Origin of the sequence: Mucilaginibacter metallidurans (assembly GCF_003286435.2) — a bacterium.
Classification (GTDB): Bacteria; Bacteroidota; Bacteroidia; order Sphingobacteriales; family Sphingobacteriaceae; genus Mucilaginibacter; species Mucilaginibacter gossypii.
On sequence record NZ_CP043449.1, the window covers coordinates 5,619,767 to 5,638,799 of the forward strand.

21 protein-coding genes are annotated in these 19,033 nt (G+C 42.3%); 7 read left to right on the forward strand and 14 right to left on the reverse strand.

The window, feature by feature from the left end; genetic code table 11:
* Nucleotides 1-2 precede the first annotated feature (2 nt).
* From DIU38_RS23860 to DIU38_RS23870, 3 genes are read right to left on the reverse strand one after another with little or no spacing between them, the layout of a single operon-like run.
* Nucleotides 3-1,877, reverse strand: a complete 1,875-nt coding sequence (locus tag DIU38_RS23860; protein ID WP_112657313.1) for a M61 family metallopeptidase — start codon at nt 1,875-1,877, stop codon at nt 3-5.
* A gap of 60 nt (nt 1,878-1,937) precedes the next feature.
* The gene (locus DIU38_RS23865) at nt 1,938-2,285 is read right to left on the reverse strand and encodes a HepT-like ribonuclease domain-containing protein (protein WP_112657311.1); all 348 of its coding nucleotides are present in this window, start codon (nt 2,283-2,285) and stop codon (nt 1,938-1,940) included.
* Entirely contained in the window at nt 2,275-2,568 is a 294-nt protein-coding gene (locus tag DIU38_RS23870; RefSeq protein WP_112657309.1) for a nucleotidyltransferase family protein, read from the reverse strand. The genes DIU38_RS23865 and DIU38_RS23870 overlap by 11 nt, the downstream gene beginning before the upstream one ends.
* Before the next feature lie 131 nt (nt 2,569-2,699).
* Here DIU38_RS23870 and DIU38_RS23875 point away from each other — a divergent pair, with 131 nt between their 5' ends.
* Complete coding sequence (locus tag DIU38_RS23875) at nt 2,700-2,981, forward strand: hypothetical protein (protein WP_112657307.1); 282 nt, start codon at nt 2,700-2,702, stop codon at nt 2,979-2,981.
* A gap of 133 nt (nt 2,982-3,114) precedes the next feature.
* Here the strand turns inward: DIU38_RS23875 and radA are convergent, their stop codons facing one another.
* The 3 genes from radA to DIU38_RS23890 all read right to left on the reverse strand — a co-directional run bounded on the left by radA (nt 3,115) and on the right by DIU38_RS23890 (nt 7,855).
* On the reverse strand, nt 3,115-4,527 hold the full coding sequence (gene radA, locus DIU38_RS23880) for a DNA repair protein RadA (protein ID WP_091175671.1): 1,413 nt from the start codon (nt 4,525-4,527) through the stop codon (nt 3,115-3,117).
* Nucleotides 4,528-4,608: 81 nt separating this feature from the next.
* Complete coding sequence (locus DIU38_RS23885) at nt 4,609-6,900, reverse strand: hypothetical protein (protein WP_112657305.1); 2,292 nt, start codon at nt 6,898-6,900, stop codon at nt 4,609-4,611.
* Entirely contained in the window at nt 6,830-7,855 is a 1,026-nt protein-coding gene (locus tag DIU38_RS23890; protein ID WP_112657303.1) for a hypothetical protein, read from the reverse strand. The genes DIU38_RS23885 and DIU38_RS23890 overlap by 71 nt, the downstream gene beginning before the upstream one ends.
* A 100-nt stretch (nt 7,856-7,955) precedes the next feature.
* Here DIU38_RS23890 and DIU38_RS23895 point away from each other — a divergent pair, with 100 nt between their 5' ends.
* From DIU38_RS23895 to DIU38_RS23905, 3 genes are read left to right on the forward strand one after another with little or no spacing between them, the layout of a single operon-like run.
* On the forward strand, nt 7,956-8,144 hold the full coding sequence (locus DIU38_RS23895) for a hypothetical protein (RefSeq protein ID WP_146750355.1): 189 nt from the start codon (nt 7,956-7,958) through the stop codon (nt 8,142-8,144).
* Nucleotides 8,123-8,335 (forward strand): hypothetical protein, encoded by a 213-nt coding sequence (locus tag DIU38_RS23900; protein WP_112657299.1) that lies wholly within the window; start codon nt 8,123-8,125, stop codon nt 8,333-8,335. The genes DIU38_RS23895 and DIU38_RS23900 overlap by 22 nt, the downstream gene beginning before the upstream one ends.
* Nucleotides 8,336-8,393: 58 nt before the next feature.
* Nucleotides 8,394-8,879, forward strand: coding sequence for an SMI1/KNR4 family protein (locus tag DIU38_RS23905; protein WP_112657297.1), 486 nt, complete (start codon nt 8,394-8,396; stop codon nt 8,877-8,879).
* A 159-nt stretch (nt 8,880-9,038) separates the two neighbouring features.
* On the opposite strand, the gene DIU38_RS23910 is transcribed toward DIU38_RS23905, so the two are convergent.
* On the reverse strand, nt 9,039-9,206 hold the full coding sequence (locus DIU38_RS23910; RefSeq protein WP_112657295.1) for a DUF3606 domain-containing protein: 168 nt from the start codon (nt 9,204-9,206) through the stop codon (nt 9,039-9,041).
* A 133-nt stretch (nt 9,207-9,339) separates the two neighbouring features.
* On the opposite strand from DIU38_RS23910, the gene DIU38_RS23915 reads away from it, so the two are divergent.
* Nucleotides 9,340-9,579 carry a hypothetical protein gene (locus tag DIU38_RS23915; protein WP_112657293.1) on the forward strand — a complete coding sequence of 80 codons (240 nt, stop codon included), beginning with the start codon at nt 9,340-9,342 and terminating at the stop codon, nt 9,577-9,579.
* A gap of 155 nt (nt 9,580-9,734) precedes the next feature.
* Here DIU38_RS23915 and DIU38_RS23920 read toward each other — a convergent pair whose 3' ends face one another.
* The 5 genes from DIU38_RS23920 to DIU38_RS23940 all read right to left on the reverse strand — a co-directional run bounded on the left by DIU38_RS23920 (nt 9,735) and on the right by DIU38_RS23940 (nt 14,175).
* Nucleotides 9,735-9,974, reverse strand: a complete 240-nt coding sequence (locus DIU38_RS23920; RefSeq protein WP_112657291.1) for a hypothetical protein — start codon at nt 9,972-9,974, stop codon at nt 9,735-9,737.
* Nucleotides 9,975-10,040: 66 nt separating this feature from the next.
* A complete protein-coding gene (locus tag DIU38_RS23925; RefSeq protein WP_112657289.1) occupies nt 10,041-10,724 on the reverse strand; it encodes an SAM-dependent methyltransferase in 684 nt (227 codons plus the stop codon).
* Between the two features lie 426 nt (nt 10,725-11,150).
* Nucleotides 11,151-12,701, reverse strand: coding sequence for an Rne/Rng family ribonuclease (locus tag DIU38_RS23930; protein ID WP_112657287.1), 1,551 nt, complete (start codon nt 12,699-12,701; stop codon nt 11,151-11,153).
* A gap of 310 nt (nt 12,702-13,011) precedes the next feature.
* Nucleotides 13,012-13,866: a tetratricopeptide repeat protein gene (locus DIU38_RS23935; RefSeq protein ID WP_112657285.1), complete on the reverse strand. Its 855-nt coding sequence runs from the start codon at nt 13,864-13,866 to the stop codon at nt 13,012-13,014.
* Nucleotides 13,867-13,878: 12 nt separating this feature from the next.
* Nucleotides 13,879-14,175 (reverse strand): HU family DNA-binding protein, encoded by a 297-nt coding sequence (locus DIU38_RS23940; RefSeq protein WP_090534644.1) that lies wholly within the window; start codon nt 14,173-14,175, stop codon nt 13,879-13,881.
* A gap of 477 nt (nt 14,176-14,652) precedes the next feature.
* Here DIU38_RS23940 and mutY point away from each other — a divergent pair, with 477 nt between their 5' ends.
* Nucleotides 14,653-15,699, forward strand: coding sequence for an A/G-specific adenine glycosylase (gene mutY / locus DIU38_RS23945; RefSeq protein WP_112657281.1), 1,047 nt, complete (start codon nt 14,653-14,655; stop codon nt 15,697-15,699).
* A gap of 24 nt (nt 15,700-15,723) precedes the next feature.
* Complete coding sequence (locus tag DIU38_RS23950; protein WP_091175697.1) at nt 15,724-16,134, forward strand: single-stranded DNA-binding protein; 411 nt, start codon at nt 15,724-15,726, stop codon at nt 16,132-16,134.
* 99 nt (nt 16,135-16,233) lie between these two features.
* On the opposite strand, the gene DIU38_RS23955 is transcribed toward DIU38_RS23950, so the two are convergent.
* Together DIU38_RS23955 and DIU38_RS23960 are read right to left on the reverse strand one after the other, a co-directional pair.
* Complete coding sequence (locus tag DIU38_RS23955) at nt 16,234-16,728, reverse strand: hypothetical protein (protein ID WP_167516261.1); 495 nt, start codon at nt 16,726-16,728, stop codon at nt 16,234-16,236.
* A gap of 111 nt (nt 16,729-16,839) precedes the next feature.
* Nucleotides 16,840-19,023 carry a S9 family peptidase gene (locus DIU38_RS23960; protein ID WP_407716471.1) on the reverse strand — a complete coding sequence of 728 codons (2,184 nt, stop codon included), beginning with the start codon at nt 19,021-19,023 and terminating at the stop codon, nt 16,840-16,842.
* Nucleotides 19,024-19,033 lie beyond the last annotated feature (10 nt).

The following is a 19,033-nucleotide window of genomic DNA, read 5'->3' on the forward strand; positions in this document are numbered from 1 at the left end:
AGTTATTTGACTTTTGACTGTAGCCAGTTGTTACGGAAAGTTTCCTGTTCTTTACTCAGTTGCTTGCCCGCCTTTTCAAAGGTTACCACTTCAAAGTTGGGGTTTTCCTCAAGTGTGATAGTGGTTTCATGGGCACCGGTCCGGTTTTTATAGTTTACCATGATCTTATCGCCCGGCTTTTTATCGGCAATAATATCGCTGAAGCCTTTCTGGTCTTTCACATCTTTTCCATCAACTTTCAAAATAACATCACCGGCATCGAGGCCTGCTTTGTAAACCGGGGTACCTATAGTCGTGCTCGAAAGTATTGGCAAGCCTTCGGCATCGGCAGCGCGTACCTGCCCGGCGCGGCCACGGCCCGGCGTAACTGCCAGCGGACCAGCCCAGCCTTTGCCCGGCTGTACTTTACGCAGCACCAGGCCTGCTTTAGCCAATAGTTCTTCGTAATTATTTTTGTCGGTTCCGTTGATGTACCGTTTAAAGAAATCAGCCGCGAACTTAGGGTTATTGGTTACTTTACCTAAATCGGTTTGCAAATCGGGAATAGTGTACGGTTTCATTACTTTACCCCTGCTAAGCCAAACAGCACGCATATAATCATCAAGCGTCATGTTAAAATCGCTGCGGAGGCGAAGGTCGAGCGCCAACGCAATAGCACCGCCGTAAGTGTAATAACTGGTAAAATCGTTAACGTTATTATTAGGGTCGATAGATACACCGGCATCTGCAAAAACCGAATAGCGGCTCATTTGGGCGGCCGAATATTTGGCAGCGGCAGGTGTGTTTAAGATCTGGTTTACCAAACCGGCAATGGTTTTGGTATAATCATCAACCGTTACAAAGCCGGCGCGCGCAAGTAATAATTCGCCGTAATATTGCGTAAAACCTTCGGCAAACCAAAGCTCGCTGCTCATGTTGGCGTGTTCAAAGTTAAAAGGCTCCAATGATTTTGGGCGGATGCGTTTTACATTCCAGCTATGGAAGTATTCATGTGCATAAACACCCATGAGGTTATTTTCAAATCCTTCAACCTTGGGTGCCGGAATAGTTATAGAAGTGGAGTTACGATGTTCCATACCGTCACCTGATACAGCAGGATTTACATCGCTAACAAAAGTGTACTCGCCAAAATCATAAGTGGGCAGTTCGCCAAATACGGCTTTTTCTTCCAGCACCAGCTTCTGGATCATCTTGCCGAAGTTATCAATCACACCCTGGCCATCGTCTGAGTGCATGGTAAGGTTTATTTTTTCTTTCTTACCATCGGTATTTACTACTTCCCAACTGCTAACGTTGTAATTGGACAGTTCGGTAGGGCTATCCATCATATATTGCAGATTGGGTGCGCTGTACACATTTGAGCCTTCATGCTTAAGTTGTGAAGCTACTTTCCAGCCGTATTTATCAATGTCGTTAAACTCAAAGGTAAGGGGACGTTTATCCTGCCCTACCACCCACATAAACGTGGCGGGCATATTCAGGTGGGCATGACTCGGATCGATAGAAGCATAAGTGCCATCGGTCCAGTTGCCAAAAAGTGTATAGCTCACTTTCACCGCGGCCGGGTGTTCTCCCACTTCGTAAACGTCACCTTCAATTTGGGTTAAAGGCAGCTCCTTACCGTCAACATCGGTAGCTTTAACGTTGTAAATATTTTTACCAAACTCATGGGTTGCATACCGGCCGGCAGATGAGCGGCTCATCCGTACCCTGAAAGCGCCTGATGGTGCCTGCGGAATGGTCATGCTTATCTCGGCCTCGTGATGGGCCGCGTTTGGAAACGATATGGAATAGTAAATAGCTTTTTGTGGTTCCTGCTGTGCCATAACACTGCACGCAAGTACCGAGGCGGCGGTAAAGAGTAGTAATTTTTTCATCAACTTAAATTATCAGCGTTGAAATTACTATTAAATCGCGAAAAATTTATATCAATATTATTACCTGATATTCTCTAATACTATCGAAGTTTTTTGTCTCAAAACCGGGAGATCATTAATGATAACCTGCCAGATAAGATTAAAATCAACGCCAAAGTATTCGTGAACAAGAATGTGCCGCATCCCGATAATCTGTTTCCATTCTAAATCGGTGAACATTGCCTTTGTTTCGGGCGTAATGTAGTTGGCGGCCTCGCCAATAATTTCAATTTGCTTAACGCAGGCAAACCGCATCATTGAATTTGAAAGAAATGTTGTTAAGTCGGTATTTAAAGTATAAGAATGAATCTCATCAATTGCCTCTAAAATATGTAGCAATCTTTGGCTATCGCCCATCTTACCTCTCATAAATCAAAATTTTGTCTTTTTCGATAAATGGCGAAAGGTATTTAGATATGGCTTTTGACGAAATAAGGTCTACCTTTTTATGGAGCCTTTGTTGTATATCGGCTTGCATAGATACAAACCCCAAACCAATGTGTTTTGAGTAGTCAAGATCAACCAGGATGTCGATATCGCTTTCATCGTCGGCCTCATTGCGCGAATAGGAACCAAACAGATATGCCTTTATTACAGGTTGCCCCGAAAAGTAATCTTTTAGTATTTGTATGTCCTTAGTTGATAACTGCATCGCTATACAAATATAACGAATCAATTGCTAAAATTACGTCCTCCAAACCTTTCGCTACTTCATTTAAAAACCGGTTTGGCGCCATTCATTTCTGTTTTATTATATGTATATTTAAAGAAATTTGCCGGCTTATGATCCTTTTTTCAAAAAGAAATCTATACTACACCGATTACCAATGGACTACTTACATCCCGAATGATCCGCGTGTAAATGGCAGGCCCGATCATACCGCGTTTAACAAAAACGAAGGGAACGAGATGGTATACCTGATCAATAAATTAATGGTGATTTGGGATTACCGTTTTGCCAATACCGGCAATAAAATGGAAAAACTGATCCACAATGAACTTCCTGCCGATATCACCAGCCAGGAAGGTGTGCAGAACTGGCTTAAAACAAATTTGAAGTTTTAGGGTGAAAAAGCTAAAAGCGGAATGCTTAAAGCTTAAAGCCAATAGTTTTATGATCATTGCTATCTAACAACACTATAAAAAGATAACATGAAATCAACTAAACGCTTTGAGCTTTCTGCTTTAAGCTCCCCTCTTATCCAAACAACAAGCTAAAAACCTCTTCGATACTACTTACAATTTTGATGTCGATATCGTAGCGGGACAAATCCATGCGCTTTTTATCCTGGCCGCTGGCCGGGAGGTTATATTTGGAGATAAAGATCTGGTTAAAGCCAAGCTTCTGCGCTTCGGCAATGCGTTGCTCCACGCGGTTCACCGCCCTGATTTCGCCCGAAAGTCCCAATTCGCCTGCAAAACAGGTTTTGAACGGGATGGGCATATCCTCGTGCGATGAGATAATGGCCGCCGCCAAACCAAGGTCAATAGCCGGGTCCTCAACCCTAATACCGCCGGTAATATTCAGGAACACATCCTTTGCACCCAACCTAAAACCGCAGCGTTTTTCCAATACAGCCAACAACATACTCATACGTTTGGTATCGAAGCCTGTAGCAGTACGTTGTGGCGTCCCATAGGCCGACGCACTAACCAAGGCCTGGGTTTCAATCAGCATCGGTCGCATCCCTTCCAAAGTAGCCGAAATAGTGATGCCGCTTAATGGTGCTTCCCGGTGCGAAAGCAGGATCTCCGACGGATTGGACACCTCCCGTAATCCTTCCCCCATCATTTCGTAAATACCCAATTCGGATGCCGAGCCGAAACGGTTCTTAATGGTGCGCAATATGCGGTAAACGTGGTGCCTGTCGCCCTCAAACTGCAGCACAGTATCAACCATGTGCTCCAATATCTTCGGACCGGCAATCATCCCATCTTTGGTAATATGACCAATTAAAAATACCGGCGTCGAAGTCTCTTTGGCGAAGCGAAGCAATTCGGCGGTACATTCCCTAACCTGCGATACACTGCCGGGAGTTGATTCGATATGTGCCGAATGCAGGGTTTGGATCGAGTCGATCACCACCATATCCGGTTCTAATGATTCTATCTGTTTAAATATGTTTTGGGTTGAAGTTTCTGTCAGTATATAAGCCCCTTCGCCTATGACTCCCCCTTCGGGCGAAGCTAACCTTTCGGCCCGCATTTTTATCTGCCTTTCACTTTCCTCGCCCGATACATACAAAACTTTTTGGTTTGGCATATTGAGCGCAAGCTGCAGCATCAGGGTTGATTTGCCTATGCCCGGCTCTCCGCCTATCAATACCAGTGAACCGGGCACTATCCCTCCTCCCAAAACGCGGTTAAACTCTTTATCGGGAGTTGGCACACGGTGCTCTTCGGTATAAGTGATCTCCGTTACGGCCACAGGTTTATTGGCCCGCTGCTGACTGGTTGATGCAGGCTTCCAGGCAGGTACCGCTGCATTGCCTTTTTCAATCACCTCCTCAACAAAAGTGTTCCATTGCTGGCATGACGGGCATTTACCCAGCCACTTGGGGGATTCAAAGCCACAGCTTTGACAAAAGTACGCGATCTTGGATTTGGCCATTATTAATCAGATGTGCAGATTACAGATGTGCAAATATGCAGATTATTTTGATTTTTACTAATTAAATTAGCAAAACAATATCTATTTCTTATCAGCATAAATCCTGAAGTACCCGCATTCTTTGAGCGCTTCTTTATAGTAAGCCGTGTTATTGTATTTCTCTTTTAACTGTGCGAAATATTTGTAATACGCATTCGTAACAGGCTGACTGGCTTTTATATCGGCAAACTTATCGGCACCTTTAAATTCCGGATCATTATATATTTCATTCAGGGCACATTTACTCAACATAAATGTACAGCGGGCACGCTGCTCATCGGTAGCTGCGTTTTTACGGGCGAGTTCGTAATATATTATAGCTATACGCATTGACGTTAGTTTTTCATTCATCTTTTCTTCGTCCTCGTAATAATAGCGGCTCCATGCGCCCGGCATTACCGGGTCTCCCTCATAAAACGCCCGGGCGTTACCATAGTAAGTAATGTTGTAGTAGGCATTGGCAACGAGGTAGGCATTACGATAGATGCTTTTACCGTCCTTAATTTCGGTTTCCATGGCATTAAGCGTTTGTAAAAAGCTCATGGTGGTAAACTTTTGTTTTTGAGGTGCAGCATGGTCACAATCATGGCAGTCAACCAATCGCCCGTTGAAAGGATTGCCCGGGAATGTAGTGGTATCGGGTTTCATTTTCTTAATCCATGTTATAGCCTTTTGCGTTTCTTGCCGGTAAGTCAACATAACGGCCTGATGATAGTAAAGGTCATTAACCTCTACAGGATAATATCGCAGCATAGCCTGCTCAAAGGGTGTTTTGACGGGCTTGTTTAACAGGTTAATTAAACTCGAAACATTAGTACTATCGTTATAAAACTCGTGATAGTTGTTATCAAAACACAGCTGCTTAATTAAGTTGCCCTGTTTTTTATATAATTTAGAAATAGCGAAGGTACAATCGGTTACAGCGTTTTTAAATCTTAAATCGGTTATTTCAATTTTATCATCGCGCAGGTTGGCCAGCCAGTTTAATGGTTCAACCAGCCGGGCTTCGGCAGTAGCATCGATTTTTTTAAGCGTTTTAACATACAGTAAAATATCCAGTAGTTTACTTTGAGCGGTGAGCATTTTATCGCCGGCAGGCAATTGTTTCCTGGCAGCGGTGTAAAACTTGCCTGCGGCCGTGTAATTACTATCTAAAAAGTTAAGATAACCCGCTGCCAGGTTCCAATAATAGGGCTTAGCGGTATTGTTTTTTAAGGCGATACTTTCAACAAGGCGCCTGTTGTTTACTCTCGATTTTCGGGCCGAATCAACCGGAGGGGTTTCTATTGACACTGTTCCCGCTTCGCGGATATTAATAAGGCGACTGAGTAACAAATCCAGTTTTTCGGATTTGGGATTAATGGCAACTATCTCTTTAATAGCCCTCCCTTCATCATATTGGGCACCCAGCAAATGCCATAGTGTAATTTTTTCGTCGACAGTTTTGGCCAGTTTTAGGGTAGCCTGCCAGTCCGTTTCGTTTTGGGGATGAAAACTCCAGAAGCTCGGGATCTTCAGCTTATAAGTATAATCGTAACAAAGGCTGTACAGATAATTGGATAAGGCATAGTTTTTTTGTTGATAGTGATAGCCTGCCACATAACCCCAGGCACGATACCAGGTAAGATTTTTGGGGAAATGTGTTTTAAACTGCTCAAAAGCTTTTACAATTTTGGCGTTAAGGCTGCCACCTGCAAAATAATAATACCGCACGGTTTGAAACCACAGGCGTTCTTTAATAAATGGATCGGTTTCCTTATTATAAGCGTTAAACAATGTTGCTTCGAGGTTAACCGAAGCCTGTTTAGGTGTTACTTTTTCCCAAACGTAGTCTTCATTGTTCACGGTGTAGGATTCGCAGCTTTTAGCCAACTTAAGATAATTATAAAATGCCGCCAACATCTTATGCGAAATTGTACCTGTATTTATTGGGGGATATTTTGCAGGTAAAGTTTTTAACGCGCCGGTAAATTTCCGGTAAGCCGAATCCACTTGCCCCGGGGTTGCTTTCAGTAATAAAAACTTTAGGGATGCAGCAGAAAACTGATGATTAAAATGTGCATCCCACTCATTAACTATAATGTCATTATACCTGGTGTTACTACTTTCGGCATAGCCCTGGCCATAATAAATCTCATAGCTGGAATAAAAGAATGGTGAGTACTGTTTATTAACGAAATACTCAGGCGCAAAAACAGAATAGTCCGAATCGTCCGAGTCGGCACAAGCCCAGATTACGCCAGCTATCGTTAGTGTGCATAAACTAAAAACGAGCAGAAATTTGCGTAAGGGTTTCCTGGTTAAATTTTGAAAGGTCGATATTGGCCAGTTCATAGTAGATGATGGTTGTATGTTTTTGTTTAGGCAGATGCTGTGTTAATTGCTGGGCGGCAGCGTTCAATGTATTGCTGTCCGTTTCTTCAAGTTTAAAAATATCATTTTGTTTGATATAAATTCCATCCAGAAAAAAGCTTGTTTTGGCCCTGTAATTTGCCTGCCCTTCAATTGGTTCAAAATGAGCCTGATCGGAAAGTTGCCTTCGCCCTATTTTTCCATATACCTGGATCACCCGGCCCTCCCTGATATGAATAGCCCAGGAAAATAAAGGCAAAGCAATATCCAGCTTCAGGGGATAGCTGCCCAAGTAAGCAATATACTTATCCGCATCATCGCTATTGTATATTGAATTGGGCTGCTGCAGATCGGCGTTGAGCTTGCCCATGTTGTAAAACATCAATACCCCGCGGTCGGCAGGAGGCACACCTGTACGGTCTTTAAATTTAACCTGGTGCAGGCGGATGGTTGCTTCCAGTTGTTTTTTGTTAAGCTTTTTAAAAGCCTTAAGGAAGCTGAAGTATTTATCCCTGGTACTTAATGACCAGTCACAATCAACCTGTACTTTGGTATAGTTGATCTTCTTTTCTCCGGCCAGTTGATTGATTAGTTTATTGCAATGGCTGGCAAGGGTGGTTACAGCAGTATCTGCAGTGTTTTCGAAAGTTTTATTGGTGATGTAAATAACCGGGGTAATATTTAAGCCCGCCGGGAGCTCATTAAGTTGAACAATTGCATTAGGATATGAGCGTTGTTCTTTATCGTTCCAGCTTACATCAAAAAAACGGATGTAGGCATTGTTACCGGTTTGCTTTAGTAAGGCCGCTTGCTGTTGATTAAGGTTAAAGCTGGTTTTCCAGTAATAAAAGGCTGTTGTAACATTGCCGGATTTGCGGCAGGAAGCCGTTGTTAACAATCCAGCTATTACTATCAACCACCGGGAATATTTAAGCATAGGTTATGAAATAGGTTGTTAACGATGGTAAAGTAAGGGATTTTTTTTATACTGTTTTAGAGGGGATAGGCTTGGGCCCATACCCATATAAAAGATGCTTATGATAGAATTTGTTTTCTTGAATGAACCCGATAAATATTTTGATGAAGGCGAATTTATCGCTCATCTTCCTGCAGTTGAAGGAGAAGGTGAATTGTTAAAAGAGCTGAGTGCGGTACTTAATTTCCAGACTATTTTGGGGGTAATTGGAATGCCGTTTACGATTGTCTGTGTGATTTTCATTGGATAGAAAAGAAAGGAGTTGTGCTGGTGCATCGTGTTATGCCCATGCTTACCGAAGAAAAGCTAAAAGCATATATAGAGGTACTTCATGATGCAACTAAAAGCTGGGGCATTGATGAAGCACATTATTTTAAAATGATTTTCCCTGTAAAATCGATGCCGTTTTTAGAGCATATTTTGACGGATTTTAAAAAATAAAACCCTGAACTTCGACCCATCTTTGGTTAAGATCCAATAATCAATAATAAAGTAAGCTATGGAGATAAAATATATGAAATTGCTGAATGATAACCTATCAGTGACAGCGCCCAACACCGGAATTAAAGAGGCTGTAAGCCCGATTTCAGTTGAAGAAATTATCGCCTTGGAAAACAAGTATAATGGTGGCAGACTATTTCCTGCAGCCTTGCGTGAATTGTTGTTTTTAGCCGGAGGGGATTGTTATGTACTCGACTATGGCATCAATGATACTCAGGAGCAGATGCAAGAAAGCTCCAGGAGATTTATGACTATTGGCGGGCGTAACCGGGTTATTTCCAGGCCTTTTTATGTAATAGATGTTTATAATGCGGGCGACCAGTTTCTATTTGTGTATCTGGACGAAGGAAAAGATGACCCTGATGTTTATGAGGCTTTGATAGGATATAGATTAAATGATTGGATACATCTCGTTAAGTCTCCTTTGAGTGCTCTTATAGATGGCCGAATAAAGAGATTTTTAAGTGGCGGTAATCCGTTTTGAGAAGGTTTAAAAACTTTCAACTTAACTGTATAAGAACACAAATTCCTATTTTATATAAGAGGGCACACAAGCAGAATGCTTGCCTTATCTTAGGCTGAAGTTACGCTGCGCTAAACACCAGAGAAGTAGAGAGGAACTTCGGCCAGCATTATTAATACCTTACTTATTCAATTTCTTTTCAACTGTACTACGTTGGTTGGAGCCTGCTGATTTCTTTGCCGCTTCCACCTTTTTTGCGGTTGTTCCTTCTTTGCGCGCTTCATAGTTCAATTCGTGTGGTTGCTCTGATACAGAGTTCCTTTCCACTTTTACGCCTCTTTTTGACATAGCTTTTCTTATTAGATGTAACAGATTAACAACGCTACATTTCAATGGTTTTAACCACCGAGTAAATAATTGTCTTTTTAAATTAATTACAACTAAATGAAATGTAGCTTGTTCAGCTATAAAGAAAAAAGCTATGAAAAACCTATTTGCACAAAAAAACAATACCGGATTATGGATCACAGCCGGCATAACAGGAGTTTTGGCAGCAGGCGCGGGGATCTGGTTTTACTTCCGTGGCAAAAAATCAGATGAAACAGCCGGCTCCCAACAGGAACACGTCCAGGATTATCTTGAGGCCAAACACCCTAAAAAGAAAAAACATAAAACCTATGTGGATGAGCTGGCAGACCTGGTACATCATCAGGCAACCTGAAAAGACTGTATGTGCCTAACTGGTCGGAGTTAAGCAGCCGGCACACCTTCGACCAGGAGGGTTGCCGGCACGAACCAAGCCGGAAGCAATACGACAACTATTATTAATTAAACGTTATCTGTGTGAAGGAAACGCACCGGTACTTAAACAAGTATTTACTCTTCTGATGTTAGCATTACAGCGCACAGCGCTCTTATTGTTTCAGCTAACTTACCTTCGGCGTTTAATTGTATCAGTTCAGCTTCTCTAAAAGCACGTTTATGTGATTTCCCCTCGTGCTTTGCCTCAATAGTAATAAAGGCTTCGGCGTTTAAGCTATCAGGGCCTGATCTCGTTACCTTTAAAACTTCGAAGTTTGGCTCGAAAATCTCTTTTATTTTATCAATTATCTCCATATCTCAAAAATAAATGTGTTGGTTTTAAAAAACATCAGATCCAACCGGGCTATTTTTCACATTTACTTATGTCTTGCTTTTAATAACCAACATTTGATTACCTCCTTTTTGAAATTCGTAATCCACTTTTTGTATATCAATATTAAAATCGCCGCCAAGCACCTCAAGTAATTCGTCAAAAAACATTGGAGCCCCGGCATTGAGGTTTAATATTGGGAAGATCCGCAATTCGGTGCATATGCGCATGATCTCCTGTATCGCTTCCGTATGAAACTTTAACCCCAGATTATCATACAGCAATAAAAAATGAGAGCTTAGGCCCAACTCAAATGCGTTATCCGCGAAAGAGGTTTTAGCGGGCATGGCATGTTTAATATATCTTTGCCGAAAGCAGTCCTGGTCAAAATCCCGCAGAAAATGGTTCATCGCGGTCATTCTTATTTCCTGCAGTTCTTCCACATCTTTAATGTTGTTCCAAACAAACTTATCGGCGTTAGCCCTCACCTGGCCTATCACTTCTACACAGGTTTCATCAATCCGTTTTCGGATATCATCAGTCGAAAATTGATATAAAGGATCGATGGAGATAACCTGCTTACCCATTGCGTGCATCTCCGCATTAAAACTTGCCGGACCATCACCTATACTGACGATCTTTTTGGTAACATCACCGGCGCTGAGGTTAAACATTTTCTGATATTCGGTAAACGTGCGGCCCCAGGGCACAACGTTATTTAGTTCAAAAGCCATTATTGTAATTTGTTATGGATAAAAAAAGGATCTGTATAATGATACTGCCGGACGGATATTTAAAAAAGGACTAATACCTGATAGTCGTTATGATCCCGGCTGCACAAAACTGTGACGCCACCAATTGAATTTGGTTATGTGATAATTGATCATTGATGGGCAAGATATGATTAAAGACTGGCAATAGCAAGGTTTGTTATTTATTCCAAATGCTAACCAACATAAGGCTGACGTCGTCTCTGCTGCCATAAGGCTATTGCACCTGATGCATATGCCGAACACAGCGACAGCCATGACAGGTAACGCTGTTTTGAATTGGGTTTAAGGTCCCCTAAAAACCAAAAAGAGCAGGTGCTCATCCAACACCTGCTCTTTTTAAAGATCTTTAATTTTGTGCCATTTTCAAACAGTTGCACTTCTGAATTTTTACAGTTTAATTTCTTCGTCTTTTGATGAGAAGAAATGAAACTCCGTGATTTGGTACGATGGGTTATTTTTAACCTTTATCCATTGGCCATATTTGATAAACCACTTCATTTGGCGGTTATAGATGCCCTTTTTAATAAAGGCCTCAATATATGGGTGTACACACAGGGTTATGCCTTTTTCGTTTTGCTCGGTAAGGATGTAATTGAAATTGTTCTCAATATCATCCATCAGCAAAATGGTTGGCCTGATAGTGCCAGTTCCGTTACAGGTAGGGCAAACCTCGCTGGTAACGATGTTCATTTCGGGCCTTACACGCTGACGGGTGATCTGCACCAATCCAAATTTGCTTGGCGGCAAAATGGTGTGCTTGGCCCGGTCATACTGCATTTCGGCACGCAGAAAATCAAAAAGCTCTTTACGGTTCTGCGGTTTGTGCATGTCGATAAAATCGATTACCACAATGCCGCCCATATCGCGCAGGCGTAACTGCCTTGCAATTTCTTTAGCTGCTTCCTTGTTTACCTGGTAAGCGTTCTCTTCCTGGTTTTCTTTGCTGGCTGTGCGGTTACCGCTATTTACGTCAATAACGTGCAGGGCTTCGGTATGCTCAATTACCAGGTAAGCGCCGCCGGCAAGGTTAACGGTTTTTCCAAACGCGCCTTTAATTTGCTTTTCGATACCGAAATGGTCAAATATAGGCTCCTTGTGCTTGTGCATGCGGACTATACTCTCCATATCGGGCGAGATTTCATGAATGTATGACCGAATTTCTTCGAACATACTATTGTCATTGGTATAAATGTGCTGAAAATCGGGGTTCAAAATATCCCTGAGGATAGTTGATGTGCGCCCTATTTCGCCCAATACCTTTTTTGAAGGCTCAACAGAAGGAAGCTTGGTAATAAACTGTTCCCATTTCGAGATCAGGTCAAGCAAATCTTTCTGCAGCTCATCAACCCCTTTACCTTCGGAAACTGTACGGATGATAACGCCAAAATGCTTTGGCTTAATGCTTTCAACTACTTTACGGAGACGTGTGCGCTCAGTATTGCTTTTTATCTTTTTCGAAATGGAAATTGCTTCCGAAAAAGGCACTAAAACAACATACCGGCCTGCTATCGACAGGTCGGAACTTAAACGCGGCCCCTTAGTTGATATGGGTTCTTTGGCTATCTGTACCGGGATAAGCTGATTTTTGGTTAATATCTCGGAGATTTTTCCTCCCTTATTGATATCGGCCTCAAGCTTAAACCCATCCAGTAGCTTTGACTGATATCCCCCGCTACGTACTTGCTTGGTTAGTTTAAGCAGGCTTTGTACCTGCGGACCAAGATCAAGATAATGCAAAAAGGCATCCTTCTCATAGCCAACGTCAACAAAGGCGGCATTTAGGCTGGGCATGATCTTTTTGATGCGGCCCAGGTAAATATCGCCAACTGTATAGTTGTTGCTTACCTGTTCTTTGTGAAGCTCTACGAGTTGTTTATCCTGTAATAATGCAATGGTAGCCCCGTTGGGGGATGAATCGATAATTAATTCCTTTATCAATTGCTACTCCATTTCTTATAACGGTAAAAACCGTGTGTTAATAAGTGGGTAAAAAACACTAATAAATAAAAAGTACCCACCCCGGTTTGGGGCAGGTAAAATCACTAATGTTTAGTCTTCAGTCGTTGGTCGAAAGTTTAAAGTCAGAAAAAAAGACTTTGTACTTAAGACTAAGAACTATCGACTTAACATAAATGCTTATTTCTTTTTATGTCTGTTTTTTCTTAAACGTTTTTTACGTTTGTGGGTAGCCATTTTGTGTCTTTTACGTTTTTTACCGCTCGGCATAATAATAATTTTAAAATGTGTGTTAGTTATTTAATTCCTTAATATATCCATCAATGCGCTGACTGAAAACAGGGTCAGGCATCATTTCTTTGCATTTCTGGTAAGCGTCAATAGCTTCCTTTTTCATGCCTAATTGCTTATAGCTTTCGGCTAAATAGAAAGTAGGTTCCAGTTCCTGCTTTTGCGCAAGCAGTGTTTTAAACCTGCTTACCGCTTTTTCATACTGACCCGATTTCATGGCGAACATACCTAAGTTAAGGTTAGCGTTCCAATTTTTCGGGTCTTTTTTAACAACCTCAAGCAACAGCGCTATACCCTGCATAGGGCCTGCTGCGCCATTAACGTAAGCTATGCCCAACCCGGTTTTACCTTCAAGGCTTTCGGGTTGTAATTTCAAAGCATTTTGAAATGCTTCGGCAGCATCATTCACAAACGCAGGTTGAAATAAAGTATCCTGTGTAAGTTTATATGCATCATTAAAACGGTTACCTGCATTTATCCAGTCTTGTACCTTGTTTTCTTTACGGGCCAATGCCTGGTAATAAAACGCTGCAGGTGCGGGCTGGTTAACATCATCCCAGTGCTTGGCAAGCTGCGCTTGCAAAGCCGGCGCATCTGCGTCTGATGCTTTTTTTAACTGGGCTTCAAGGTCATTGATCTTAGCCGCCAATGCATCCCCAATAGCTGCTTTGGCAGGGGCCGACACCATATCAACGGTAACATTAGCTGCCGGTTTAACAGCGCCTGCTGAGGCGGCCATGGCCGGTTTGCCGTTTTTATCGTCTTTTGGTTTTACTAAACCTTTTACGGGCAACCAATACAAATAGCCCATAATAACAACTACGGCTGCACTAACGACTATTTGTTTTTTATTCATGATGACGTATAATTATTTTTTGCTGGTTTTGTTACCTGACTTTACTTTCTCAACAAAAGTTTTGGCCGGTTTAAAGCTTGGCACAAAGTGCTCAGGGATAATGATGGCAGTATTTTTTGAAATGTTACGTGCTGTTTTCTTAGCTCTTTTTTTAACCACAAAGCTACCGAACCCTCTTACATATACGTTTTCGCCGCCAACCATTGAGCTTTTAACAACTTTGAAAAACGCCTCAACAGTTTCCTGCACGTCTACTTTCTCTATACCTGTTTTTGATGAGATTTCAGTTATAATTTCTGCCTTAGTCATATCTTATTTACTTAATTTAATTTTATAAATACTTAACTGTTTTGGGGTTGCAAAAGTATCGCTTTATCCGTTAACAGCGAAATATTTATCCGTTTTTTTTTTGCCAGGGGCGTAAAACCTACATTTTCGTTACAATTTTGAGTATGAGAGGCTTATAAATTACTGGTTAAACATCAATTTGCAGGTGTAAAGAAGTGTGAAAAAAAGTGTGAAAATCTATCAATCCAACTGGTAGTAAAGGGCTTGTACTTTCACAGGTTAGTTGCCAATATTTATCTCTGATTTTTAAATATCAACTCCCCGGCCTCCTGGCTTTCCACCTGTTCCTGAATCTTAATATCATATCTCCCAACCCTCCCCCGTCTTGTTGGTTCTTGATTGTCTGCCTCATGACTATGCCTCCTGCCCTCTCCTCCTGATTCCTGATTCTTACCTTCTTGTTTCCTGCCTTCTTGTTTCTTAATTACTTTTACAACAATGAATTTTACCGACGAAATTGTACAATGGTACTTAAACAACAAACGAAACCTGCCCTGGCGCAATACTACCGATCCTTATGTGATCTGGCTATCTGAGATCATATTGCAGCAAACCCGGGTAGAACAGGGCATGCCATATTTTTATCGCTTCCTGGAAAAATATCCTGATGTAAGCAGCTTTGCAGCAGCCCATGAAGATGAGATCCTGAAGCTGTGGCAGGGACTGGGTTACTACTCAAGGGGGCGCAACATGCTTAAAACAGCCCGGTTGGTACAGGAGCTCCATAACGGCCGTTTCCCGGATAGCTATAATGAACTGATAAAACTAAAAGGTATTGGCGAATACACAGCCGCCGCTATCGCTTCGTTTGCAGTTAATGAAGCCAAAGCCGTGGTCGACGGTAACGTTTATCGTGTACTGGCGCGATACCTGGGTATCTATGAACCAATCAACTCAACCCGGGGTAAAAAAACATTTCAACAAGCCGCCGACGATTTTCTTAATAAGAAAATGCCGGGACTGCATAATCAGGCCATGATGGAGTTTGGTGCCATGCTGTGCAAACCTAAAAATCCGGCCTGTGATATTTGCCCTATCCGCTTGGGTTGCGTGGCCTTTAATACCAACGCTGTCGCCGCTCTCCCGGTGAAATTAAAAACTGTAAAAGTACGTGAGCGCTTTTTTAATTATTTCCTGGTAACCAACGGCGACACCATTTTGATGAACAAAAGGGGCGATAAAGACATCTGGGCTAATATGTTTGATTTACCTATGGTTGAAACAGATACGCTTTTAAGCCTTGAAGAATTATTGAAACAACCCGAAGTTTTAACTGTTTTTGGTGATGGTATTGAAGCTACTGAAATCTCGCCGGTTCATAAACATATCCTTACTCATCAGCGGCTTTTTGTAAGACTGATAAAAATTAAAAACCAGCCACTCAAAACGCACGAAAACTGGGTTAAAATTAACGTTCATAACCTGCATGAGTTAGCTTTACCAAAAATCATTTTTATATTATTAAAAAATATTTTTAATTTGTAAAATAATTTTACGTTAATTTATGGCATGTCTGGAATAAACAAAGTAATACTCGTTGGCCACTTAGGCAAAGACCCTGAAGTACGGAATTTAGAAGGTGGCGTATCTGTTACGAGTTTCCCTTTAGCTACTTCCGAAACTTTTAACAAAGATGGCCGCAAGGTTGAACAAACCGAATGGCATAATATTGTAATGTGGCGCGGGCTGGCAGAAGTAGCGGCCAGGTTTCTTTCAAAAGGGAAACTGGTTTACATTGAGGGCAAACTCCGCACCCGTTCATTTGAGGATAAGGAAGGTATAAAAAAATACACTACCGAAATTGTGGCCGAAAACTTCACTATGCTTGGCCGAAAAAGTGATTTTGAAACCGAGCCGTTAAAATCACCCGCAAAAAACGGAGATTCGTTTATTGATCATTTAAATGCCGAAGATTATTAAATTACCGATACTTACTAAAACATCCCAAAGAAAAAATGCCGGTAACACTTGTCACTGGCATTTTTTATATCCCGGATAATTCGGAGAATTACAAATCGGTTATTGCTTAAAATAGTTCACACCCTGCGGCGCGGTACAATCGTCGGCAGGTCCGCATATATATGTCAGCGTAAGTACATTCCCTCCGGCATTTAAAACCATAGTGTAGTTGGCCGTTACCGCAATGACATTGCTAACCGCCGCCAGTTCGGAAACCGGACCAAAAGCATTGTTTTTGTTTTGATAATCGGTTATATCATACAAGGTTAACACCGAATTCTGGATCTTATACTTTCCAACCCTTTTTGACGCTGTTCCGATAAGCTTTTTGGAAACCGAGTCGATACTGGTCACCGTACCTTCAAATGTGTGGTCGGTTTTAAAATCGTATTCGTATTGTACCCCCTGTTTTGAAAAAGCAGCCGGAACAATCCATTTTCCGGATATGTTTAGTTCACTCTTCGTTACCGTCTCTTTATGACAGCCCCAAAAAACCGTTACTAAAACAATGGCTAACAAGCCTAACACTTTGGCAGGATTCGTAATTTGTTTCATATCAATGATTACGCTTAAAAAAAGCATAATGATACAGCAGCATATTCTTTTTCCAGGCAAACGCAAAGCCCTCATATAATGGACTATATGAGGGCTTTTCCTGTTAATATGTTATCTTCCTCCCGGAGGGCATTTAGCTTTCAGATACTGTGTAAATAACGTGCGCAAATGCTGTGTTGTACCTTCGCCTTCCGATATCGAATGTGTACGGTTAGGGTATGACATCAGCTGAAACTGCCTGTTGTATTTTACCAGTTCATCAATCAGCAGCTCGGCATTTTTGTAATGCACATTATCATCGCCCGTACCATGAATGTAAAGCAGGTTGCCTTTCAAATTCTTAGCATAAGTAACCGGCGAACCTTTGATAAACACTGCACGGCCGGCATCATCGGTTGGTACGCCCATATAGCGCTCCTGGTAAATGTTATCATAAGTAAGCTGGTTGCCTACGGCCGCTACCGCTATCCCTGTTTTATAAATATCGCCATACTGGAACATCAGGTTAAGGGTTGATGAACCGCCGCCGCTCCAGCCGTGCACTGCTATACGGGCTGAATCGACAAATGGCCATTTAATGATCTCTTTGGCAGCCATAGCCTGATCGCGGATGTTGATGATACCTATGTTCTTGTAAATAGCCTTGCGCCAGGCTGTGCCTTTAGGGGCTGGAGCGCCACGGCCTTCAACCGACATGTAAATATATCCGTCATCGGCCATGCTGCCTTCATACAGCCTGTTACGACCTGTACCCCAGGTATCCGTTACGGTTTGTCCGGCCGGTTCGCCATAAACGGTAAACAGTACCGGGTATTTTTTATTTGGGTCGAAATTGGTTGGCTTTACCATCCAGCCGTCCATTTCAATGCCATCAACAGTTGTTACTTTGAAAAACTCGGGTTTATTTTTAGCGTTTTTATCAACGGATATTACAGTACCGCCGATATGTTTATGAGCGGGCAAACTGATCACCTCGCTTTGCGGACGGGTATAGCTGTTGCTGAAATTATGCAGCGCAACCTTACCATTAGGCGAAATATCATAGCTATGCGTACCCGGTTCATCAGCAGGCGAAACACGCTCGGCCGTGCCGCCGCTTAATTTTATTTTGTAAAGATATTTCTGTGTAGCATTATCCGGCGAAGCGATGAAGTATACATAACCCAGAGCTTCGTCGATCATGTCGATACCGATCACATCATAATTGCCTTTGGTGATCAGGCTTTCTTTGCCTTCGCGGGTTATTTTATACAAATGGCGCCAGCCATCCTTTTCGCTCAGCCATAAAAAACTTTTGCCTTTTTCAATCCAGCCCCAGCCTACCGGGTCGCCCCCGGCTACACGTGCTTTAACATCAATCCATGAATCATTATGCTCTTCGCGGATTACACGGGTTGTGCCGTTTGACACGTTGCCTATAAACACGCGGCTTTCATTTTGCGCACGATTTAGTTGTTCAAGAATAACTTCGTTTGAGTTATCGGCCCATTCCATATTAGGGATGTAGTGCTGCACAGCATCGCCTGGCACATTGATCCAGGTAGTTGTACCGGTAGCGGTGTTAACAACGCCCACTTTACATGAGCTTGGATCTTCGCCCGCAACAGGGTACTCAACCGGCACAACATATGGATAAACCGAATCGGTAGTGTTCAGCATCAAATAGGTTTTGATCTTGCTGGCGTCTAATTGCCAGTACGCAATTGATTTGCTATCCGGCGACCAGCGGAAACCATCCCGGCAGCCAAATTCTTCCTCATAAGCCCAGTCAAAAGTACCGTTGATAAGCGTTTGGGTACCATCGGTAGTTAATTGTTTTACCGAACCATCGGCCAAATCTTCCATGTAAATGTTATGCCCGCTTACGTAAGCTGCTTTACTGCCATCGGGCGAAAATTTGGCGAACATCAGTGATGATGCCGGCAGGTTTTTACCCAACTGCCAAAGCTTTTTGGTATTAGAATCATACACCCAGTAATCGCCGCGGGTATCATAACGCCATACTTTTTGGGTATTGGTATTAATGAGCACTTTTTTATTATCATCGCTCACCGTAAACCTTTTAACACTGATAGGCGGTTTGCCTGCAGGCGTCAATTCTTCTTTGGTGATAAAAACAGTTTTTTTGGAGGTATCGCGGGCATCAATCATGATGATCTGCCCGCCGGTTATGCGGTAATACTGATAGCCGTCTTTTGTCCAGTTAACGGCGGCCCGTTGCGCCAGGGCCGTATTTTGCAGTAAGATTAACAATAGCGCAGTAAGGAAAAATAATCCCGAACGGTAAAATTTCATATACATTTAG